The organism is Streptococcus agalactiae ATCC 13813 (assembly GCF_000186445.1).
Classification (GTDB): domain Bacteria; phylum Bacillota; class Bacilli; order Lactobacillales; family Streptococcaceae; genus Streptococcus; species Streptococcus agalactiae.
On record NZ_GL636075.1, the window covers coordinates 1 to 8,742 of the forward strand.

Annotated in this window: 7 protein-coding genes and 2 pseudogenes; 2 read left to right on the forward strand and 7 right to left on the reverse strand. The window is 30.9% G+C overall.

The window, feature by feature from the left end:
- The 5 genes and pseudogenes from mobV to HMPREF9171_RS01000000113110 form a co-directional block, all read right to left on the reverse strand.
- A partial coding sequence (mobV, locus tag HMPREF9171_RS102900; protein WP_025193633.1) for a MobV family relaxase occupies positions 1–1,138 on the reverse strand: 1,138 nt, incomplete at its 3' end.
- 312 nt (positions 1,139–1,450) lie between these two features.
- Complete coding sequence (locus HMPREF9171_RS102895) at positions 1,451–2,038, reverse strand: hypothetical protein (RefSeq protein WP_000048048.1); 588 nt, start codon at positions 2,036–2,038, stop codon at positions 1,451–1,453.
- On the reverse strand, positions 2,031–2,438 hold the full coding sequence (locus HMPREF9171_RS102890) for a hypothetical protein (protein WP_000567193.1): 408 nt from the start codon (positions 2,436–2,438) through the stop codon (positions 2,031–2,033). Before HMPREF9171_RS102890 ends, HMPREF9171_RS102895 begins: the two co-directional genes overlap by 8 nt.
- Positions 2,439–2,595: 157 nt before the next feature.
- On the reverse strand, positions 2,596–3,312 hold the full coding sequence (locus HMPREF9171_RS102885; RefSeq protein ID WP_025193634.1) for a RepB family plasmid replication initiator protein: 717 nt from the start codon (positions 3,310–3,312) through the stop codon (positions 2,596–2,598).
- Between the two features lie 349 nt (positions 3,313–3,661).
- Positions 3,662–5,814: pseudogene (locus HMPREF9171_RS01000000113110) on the reverse strand (peptide cleavage/export ABC transporter).
- A 161-nt stretch (positions 5,815–5,975) separates the two neighbouring features.
- Between HMPREF9171_RS01000000113110 and HMPREF9171_RS01000000113115 the strand changes: the two are divergent.
- Both HMPREF9171_RS01000000113115 and HMPREF9171_RS102880 read left to right on the forward strand, forming a co-directional pair.
- The gene (locus HMPREF9171_RS01000000113115; RefSeq protein ID WP_000609342.1) at positions 5,976–6,155 is read left to right on the forward strand and encodes a Blp family class II bacteriocin; all 180 of its coding nucleotides are present in this window, start codon (positions 5,976–5,978) and stop codon (positions 6,153–6,155) included.
- A 99-nt stretch (positions 6,156–6,254) separates the two neighbouring features.
- A complete protein-coding gene (locus tag HMPREF9171_RS102880) occupies positions 6,255–6,569 on the forward strand; it encodes a hypothetical protein (protein WP_000916631.1) in 315 nt (104 codons plus the stop codon).
- Between the two features lie 1,050 nt (positions 6,570–7,619).
- Here HMPREF9171_RS102880 and HMPREF9171_RS102875 read toward each other — a convergent pair.
- Together HMPREF9171_RS102875 and HMPREF9171_RS102870 are read right to left on the reverse strand one after the other, a co-directional pair.
- Entirely contained in the window at positions 7,620–8,072 is a 453-nt protein-coding gene (locus HMPREF9171_RS102875; protein ID WP_000719317.1) for a hypothetical protein, read from the reverse strand.
- Between the two features lie 308 nt (positions 8,073–8,380).
- A pseudogene (locus tag HMPREF9171_RS102870) lies at positions 8,381–8,742 on the reverse strand (MobV family relaxase); the annotation flags it as partial.

Below are 8,742 nucleotides of genomic sequence, written 5' to 3' on the forward strand. Positions count from 1 at the left end.
CCGTAGTTAATTCAACATACTCCTTACCAAATAGCCCCTTTTTAGGTTGAATATCAGCTAAATCTTTTTCAGACATAATTTTTAGATCAACCAATTGAGCATATTGTTTTTCTAAAAGTAAACTATTATGTTCTAAACGCTCTATTTTTGTTTCTAAGCCCTTTGAATGATTTTCCAAGGTATTTATATACTCTTCGGCCTTAGATAGTTCTGAGAGGCTCTCAGAGGCTCGTAGATCGATTTTATCCAATTCCTTGTATTTTTCCCTAATAACTTCTTTTAACGCTCTTATTTCGTCTTCTAGGGGCTTTCTTGAGTCTTCTAGCTTTTGCAACTCTTCTTGCTGATGTGATTTCACCCAATCCAGTTTTTCTTTGAAAGTTGTTTCTCGCCAAGAAAAGCCAGAATCTACAAAAAGACTACCCAAATCATTTTGATACCATTCATAAGCCTCTTGAAATTCTTCTCTAGTCACAGATTCGCCTAAACCATTAATATATTCTGGTGCTCCATAGTTCAAAATTAACTCTTGCTCTAATTCCTTATTCGCCATTTCTTGTTTAAATTCAGCCACCGTCTTGTGCTTAGCTTCGCTATTCAGCTCACCACGTTCTACATCAAAACCATGCTCACTCATATATTTTGGCAAGGTATCTTGAATATTTTTTAACGCTTCACGGTCAAACATTGTTTTAGAGGATAATTTCCCGTCTGTCATTGGAACTACTCCCATGTGCATATGCGGCGTATTTTCGTCAAAATGCACACTAGCATAAACGATATTTTTCTCGCCATAATTTTCAGCAAAATAATTTTTAGCTGTTTCAAAAAATTCTCGCGTTTGCTCAGGGGTCAAGCTCTCAAAGAATTGTTTATCAGACGTGATAATCCATTCATCACACAAAACTGCATCTTTCCGAATAGCTCTACTAGAAACTTTATTTGTATTTACATAGTCCTTTATCTGTTTTTCATAGGACACAGATTGGTCACGATCAGTTAACTCATAGTTGAGGTGTGACCTACTTGAGTCTATATCTTTATTTGAATGCGTCTCAAAAACACGCTCATTATGCTTATAAGCCCCTCCCAAATTACCAACTTTCATCTTCTGCATTCTCGCAACCATATAGCTCAAAACTTTTCCTCCTCAAAAGCCGTCCTTCGAATAGCGAAGGACAGACGAGCCGACAAGTCTAATGCTCGTCTAAATACGCAATATCTTATCTAGTAGTTTAGCATATTTTCGGCACTACTTCCAAGTAAAGTATAACGCACTATACTTTACTTCGTAAATGTGCGTTCTCCGAAGGGTCTTGCAGACAGCTGTCGTGCGAATCAACGCACGAAAAACACCCTTCGAAAAGGGTATGATTGTCCCTTAAGGACAATCTAGTCAGACCGCTTTGCTATTATCTGACAAAAAGCTGACCCCAAAAGGTCAGCTTATCTATTCTCCGAAAAAGTAGAACCATCCTAAAAACAATAATAGCACCAATAAAATAGCCGACACTCCCACAACTAAGTAGAACATTTTCTCTCTTTCTTCAGCATAAGTATAATTATTATCTGCTCTTCGCTCAGCATCTGTAAAAGCCTTTTGGTATTCTTCTAAATCTTTCTGAAATTTTATTTTTTCACTTTTCCAGTCCTCAGGTTCTTTCTCCGATTTATTTTCCAACATTAATTGAGTTTTCTTTTGCTCATTCAATAATAGTTGTTGGTTATGATCTAGTAAATCATGAAGACGATTAATTTCATTATCTTTTTGAATTAATTGATTTTCAAGAATAGATAATTTAGTATCAAAACTAGTTTCCGTTTTAGTTTCTGAACTAGTTTCCGAGGTTTCTGTCTTAGTTTCTAACTTTTCTTTTTTTTTGCCTTTAAGTATTGATATTAAAAGCTTTTCATCAGAACCTGAAATTAGTTTCTTGTTTCCGATTTTGTTTCCAAGTTGATTTCTGTTCAATACTCGATTCAGATACTGAGGACTTAATCCCAATTCTTTAGACAATTCTGATACTGTTTTACTCATCAGCACCCCCCTCTGCAGGAAGAGCAAAAAACGGAAAATCCATAGATAGTTCATTAACTTCAATACCAAGTACATCTGCTAATTGACAAACCTCAAACATCAATTTATCCACTTCTTCATCTAGCAACTCATAACGCTTTTTAAATAATACTTTTTTTACTTTGTTAGATTGGTCAATTACAAATTCAATTTGAGTCTGAATATCTCCTTGCGAATTATTCCAATAATTCCTAGCTATCTTTTGCTTTTTCTCTAAGGCATTCACATGATCTACGACAGCGTAATAACTATCCCAAGCCACGCTCTCCCACTGTTCAGCCTCTTTAATTTGAGCCAATAATCTATTTCGTTTATCTTTAAGTTTTGCAATATCAGTAATTAACTCATTTCTATCAATCATCCCGTAATTTCACCCGTCTCTATATCTACATCCTGACCATATTTACATTCTTGATATACATCGTCAAAAATACAGCATGAGAACGTATATATCTTAATTTCTCAACAATTTCTTTAATAATAGTTATTATTAATGTTTTTTCGATCATCAATAATTTCTAATTCATATCCAGTAACTTTTCTCCCCTTTTTTTTGTAGTAAGAGTAATACTTGTGTTAATTTTTCGTTCTAATTCCTTTATTGCTTTCTCAAGGACACTTCTTTTAAACTCTCCGGCACTAATATATCTTTCTTTCCCTAAAAACCAACTTTGCCATTCCTCTATTGTTCCTTCAAGGATAGTTACTTTATTATTTTTATATCTTTTAGCTTCCCAAAGTTTTAGTAAAATTAGTGTGTATTTTCCTTTTATACTTGCTAATTCTCTCAAATGAAAGGAGTAAAAATCTCGATGTAAGTTAAAAACATAGGGTTGCGCTAGTTCTGAAAATTTAAATTCTACTTGTCCATTATCTATATATTCAATATAGCTAAATAATTGAGTCATAATAATAGATTTACGGCCATCTTTTCTTGTTTTAGGAAGATATATGGCTGTATTTTCATTTAATGTTTTAAATGCTTCAGCCACACGCTTATAGTTTTCACCACTATCATTTAGTTGAAAAAATTTCAATATTTCTGTAGAACTAACACTAAATACTTCTTCTGGAAAACTCTCTTTTTTTACTAGAGAAAAACAGTAATCTAAAACTTTATGCTCGAAGGCTCTTAGATTTCCAAATGATTTGGCTAAGTCATTTCCTTGGACAACAAGATAATTTTCTCGTGAAATTAAGTCCTGTAACATATCACTTTTTATTTTTTGATCCATATTTATGCTTTCTAGATAAATCCTTGATAAATGTATGATATCATATTTTTTCCAAAATCCTCCCATTTTTACAAAAAAATACATCAATCCCGTAGAAAAAATACATCAATCCCGTAGAAAAAATACATCAATCCCGTAGAAAAAATACATCAATCCCGTAGAAAAAATACATCAATCCCGTAGAAAAAATACACTTATATAGCTATAGATTACTAATTTCATTGACTTTTAAAGGACTACAAAGTAATTAATAAAGTAATTAATAAAGTAATTAATAAAGTAATTAATAAAGTAAGTAGTTAAATAATTAAAAATTTTTTTTAATAGCAACTAATGTTACTCCATTAATTTAGTTAAAAAATAGATGTCTGTAAAAACCATTTTTTTGAAGAAGATAATCATGATCCCCTTTTTCAATAATTTGTCCTTTTTCAAAAACAAAAATCTCATCAACTTTTTCTGCTATAGTTAGTCTGTGTGCTATAAAAATTATTGTTATATCTAAAGAAATTAAGTTATTAATAATATTTTTTTCAGTTAATACATCTAAGTTACTAGTTGATTCATCTAAAATCAATACAGAAGGATTTGCCAATAAAGCACGTGCTAATGCAATTCTTTGAAGCTGACCTCCAGACAAGTTTAAGTTTTCTGAGCTAAGCTGAGTGTTATATTTAAGTGGGAGTTTTTCTATATCATATCTTATTTCTGCAATTTCTACAGCCTTTAGAATCTCTTTTTCTGTTATATTTTCCCTAGATCCTAGTACTAAATTTTCTAGGATAGTTCCACTAAAAATATAAGGTTGCTGTGGTAAATAATTAATAAATTGACGAAGCTCTTGTTTGTTGATAGTATCAATAGATATATTATTTAATGTAATGTTACCATTAGTAGGCTCAAAAAAATTAACAAGGAGTTTAGCCAAAGTACTTTTTCCAGAACCAGAGGCTCCTACAAAAGCAACTTTCTTACCTTGATTTATTTTGAGATTTATATTTGATAACACATAATTACCATATCCATATCTATAACTGATTTCTTTAAATACAATCTCCTTAAATGGATCAGGTAGAGAAATATTGTTTTTATTAGAAAACTCAGAATTAACTAAATAAACTTCATTTAATCGATTATTTGCGACACTTGCAGTTTGCAATTTTACTTGTAGGTTTATAATATTTTCCAAAGGAGTTGTGAAATAAACTAACAACATATTATATGTAATCAGTTGACCAAGACTTATTTGTTTATGAATAACAAGTTTTGAACCAATCCATAAAATAGTCACATTCAAGATTAATTGAAATAATTTTTTTAATGCTCTCTGAATGCTTTCAGTTTGACTATATTTGAAAGATTTTTCCAGATAGTCTAAGAATTCATTTTCTACTTTTTTATATCTATTTTTTTCACTGGTCAACGATTTTATACTTTCTATTGCTTTTATATCTTCAATAATGGAAGAGGACATAACAGCATTAGCTTCCATTCTCTGACGATTTAAAACTTCAAACTTTTTTATAAAAGAAAATATGATTATTATATAAATTGGAATTGCTGATAAGCTAATTAAAAATAAATTTTTATTTTGAAGAAGTAGGAATATAGATACAATAATGACTGTAGAAATATCTAGAAAAACTGATAAAATAGTACTAGCTAGAGCGTCAACTATAGAATTAGCATCAGTGAATCTTGAAATTAAGTCTCCTGTTTGTCGCGTAAAGAAGAAGGACATGGGCAATTTAAAAATATGTTTAATATATGCTAAGATGACATCAATAGTTAATCTTTGCTCTAAACGTAATAGTAGAAATTCTTGTCCATATGACAATATTTGCTGAAATGCATAAGCGACAACGAGTCCCAGAGAGATAATACTTAAAGTATTAACCATTTTATTTGGTATATAATTATCAATTATTGATTGAAGATAATATGAACCAACGATGTTGATAGCAGTTACAAGCAGTGTTAATAATACAATAGTTAATATAAGTCTGACATGCTTTAACAATATAGGTAAAAGATTAAATAAATTATTTTTTTTTCTAAGTGTGGAGTATATTCAGAATTTGGAGTTGGAATAATTGCTATCCCAGTCCATTCGTTTTCAAATACTTCACACGAAATTTTTCGTATTTTAACAGATGGGTCAGGATCAGCAATATAAATAAAATCTTTTTCTTGATCAATAACTACATAGTAATGCAATAAATTACTTTCTTTTTTTATCACGTGAACTATAAATGGAAAAGGGAGTTCTGAATTTCTAAATAAATTTATATTTGCCTTTATAGAAGAAACTTCAAAGTGTAATTCTGATAAAGTTTTTACTATTGCAAGAGCTGTCGTTCCTTCATCGCTTGTTTTTGTGAGCTCTCGTAATGTTGACAGAGAATAATGAGAACCGTAATATTCCAAAATCATAGCTATGACTGCAACACCGCAGTCCCTACTATCCACTTGAGAGCGATAATGTTTCTTTGTAAATTTCATACTTTCTCCTATAAAATATTCTATTCTCTTATAATAAACTATTCTTAATAGAATACAAAAAGTTTATTATAAGAGAATAGAAAGCGGTTTTGCAAAAAGTATTGACAAATCTATTTTATAGATATATAACTTACCTTATAAAAAAGAAAGGATCTATTGACATGATTAATAATTTTGAGTATGAAGTTCTGACAGATGAAGAGCTTTCTTCAGTAGTAGGAGGAAGTACTGCTTCAAATATCAAAGATGGTATGTATATTGGTGCCATTTTTGGAGGCGTAAAAGGCGCTATTGCTGGTGGTGTCCTAGGATGGGCTTTTACACCGACAAAAGTATCTTAGTTTTATAGATTTTTCTAAAGAGGAATGTATTCCTCTTTTTGCTTTTTTTATAGTATAAGTATATAATTATTTTTTAGAATGAATAATTGAGGACATAGAATGTTGAAAAATATTATTAGCTTACTAAGTAATTCAATAACTATTGGAATAATGTATTATCTGGGAATGATTGGAATTTTATTTAGTTCTCTGTATCATTTCTTCTTTGATAATATCCCATCAGTATATACAGCTTCAACAATATCAGCAATTGTTTCGTTGATATTAGTTGCCATTTCTGTCTTAATTGGTATTTTTTCTGACATTAATGAAAAAGATAAGTATTTTGAAACAGAAACAGTAACAAGAGTTACTGGAGCATTTACTTTATTTGTTATAGTAGTTATATTTTTATTAATTATTATTCCTAAATAATTATAACAATAAATATATTTCCGGAAAATTACAATTTTTCGGAAAGTTAAAAAGGCTTAAGATCGGGATCTTAAGCCTTTTTTATATTTTTTACGCCCCTTAGTCAGTCCAATTGGCCTAAAAATCAGATTTTAGTATTAGTTTCAAAATATATTTTTATATTTTGAAACTACGATGTGTTGCTTGAAAAATAAGTACTTCTTTGACAGCTATACCCCTGCGTGTTATAATGAAAGTACGAAAAGGTAGCTTAAAACTACACCAAATCCCAAGAGAATGGCCGTTCTCTTGGGATTTTTTGACGTATCTAATTAGATTTAACGGGTGTTTACAGGCTAGCTATCGCTTTTGTCCTTAGCGTCTAGCCATTTGCAAATGAAATAGGCCAATACATTTGCCAGGACACTAAGTAAGAGCTCGAAAAGGTAACTCAAAACCATCACCTCCTTTCATATCTCTTTTGGAGATACGACCGGTTTACCGATAGCGTTATTATTATATCATGAAAAACAGCACAAAAAATCATAATACTGATCTTTTGTGCTGTTTTTGTCTTCTAACTTGTTATGGGCCCATCAACAATAGCATTTGATAAATTATTTAACATATTTCCAAGCAAAAGATATACCTGTACTGGTTGGATTATTCGGATCTACAATAATAACATACTCCATACCCCAACCATTTCTTGCTGTAGTACGAAACTCACTCTCGTTAAAATACGTAAGAGCAGAATACAAATTACCTACTAATGGCACCATCCCAATAAGTGTAGATGATAGTTCGTAGTAGCCCCCCCTTTTTTATTGTTAACAGTAAAAATCACTAATTTTTAATTCCAAAGCAAATAATTGAATTTAAAACTCCAAAGTACTAAAATTATAAAAAAAAGAAAGGAATCTAACATTATGAAAAATGAAGGTTCTAAAAAAAGTTTACCAAAAAAAATTGGTTGGTTCATCATTCTAATCATTGTTGGTATATTAGGCGGTGTAGGTGGTAAATTACATGAATAATAAAAAGCGGTAATTTTTACCGCTTTTTATTATGTTAATTTATGCATGAAACATTTACAATCATACCATTTACTGATGTTACTCTGGTTTCAACTCTGTTATACCATCTTATTGCATAAGTTTTTCCAGTATTTATTTTTCCATATTTTGCTAGAACCGCTCTCCTTGAAGCAGCATCTAAATTTTGAGTTCCAGGAAGACTTTTAGCAGCCCACGAATTCAACTGTGAACCCTTAACATTATAAACAAATGGGCCATACGTTACAATTGTTGGACCTGTACTTGATGCCCTCATCATTCCACGAGATACATTTTCTCGTGGAATTGTACCAATTATCGGAACAAAATCATTTGACGGCGTTACTACCATGCCAAGATCATAATTATTTTCTACAACTACATCATCAGCTTTAACACTATGAGGGATTGTAAACATCATAAAACTAACAGAAAATATTGTTAAAATAGCTGTAAAAATTTTTTTCATAAGTTTTCTCCTAAAATTTGTTTAGGGCTTTCACACCGACTTCTCCTCCCTCCTATGTATTTTGAAAGCCTTTTCAAAATACATTATATTATTCTTCAAATTTTTTTCAAATAAAAAGATTATTCTTCAAATTTTTTGTTAATTCTCACCTAATGCGCTTACTTTATTCCAATTTCCTCTTGCTAGGAAGTAACCTATGCTGAAATCTGACTGTCGTGTTCGGTCGTCAAGCTTTCAGCCTGTCGACTCGACCCCTACTAGTCTATTTCGCATAGCTTCCTAGCAAGAGTTTTCTCGGCATAAATCGCTTAGAGCCCTAAGCCTTTTTCAATAACTCTTTTTACTATCTTCACGATAGGTTTTATTGATTTAAGTTCAGAAATAAAATTATTTAACGCTTTATCAGGCATTAATTCCTTTAACTTACTAAACATCTTGTCATTTTGTTGCCTCAAAATAGAGTTTTCGTTTTTAAGGCCTTTAATTTCATTTTTTAAACGTTCTATACTTTCTCCTTTAGTTTTTTCCTTAGCTCGTTCTAAACTATCATCAAAGCTGTTTTTAGAAGCTCTTAAAGGCACTAATCGTCTTAATTGATCATTTTCTATCTCTTTTTGATGAATCACAGTCCTACTTCGATATATCAACCCTTTCAATTCTTCAAATTGTT

Excerpts from the sequence above, each read along its gene's own strand:
- HMPREF9171_RS102895 (WP_000048048.1), bottom strand. The coding sequence starts at position 2,038 with ATGAGTAAAACAGTATCAGAATTGTCTAAAGAATTGGGATTAAGTCCT.
- HMPREF9171_RS102890 (WP_000567193.1), bottom strand. The coding sequence starts at position 2,438 with ATGATTGATAGAAATGAGTTAATTACTGATATTGCAAAACTTAAAGAT.
- HMPREF9171_RS102885 (WP_025193634.1), bottom strand. The coding sequence starts at position 3,312 with ATGGATCAAAAAATAAAAAGTGATATGTTACAGGACTTAATTTCACGA.
- HMPREF9171_RS01000000113115 (WP_000609342.1), top strand. The coding sequence starts at position 5,976 with ATGATTAATAATTTTGAGTATGAAGTTCTGACAGATGAAGAGCTTTCT.
- HMPREF9171_RS102880 (WP_000916631.1), top strand. The coding sequence starts at position 6,255 with ATGTTGAAAAATATTATTAGCTTACTAAGTAATTCAATAACTATTGGA.
- HMPREF9171_RS102875 (WP_000719317.1), bottom strand. The coding sequence starts at position 8,072 with ATGAAAAAAATTTTTACAGCTATTTTAACAATATTTTCTGTTAGTTTT.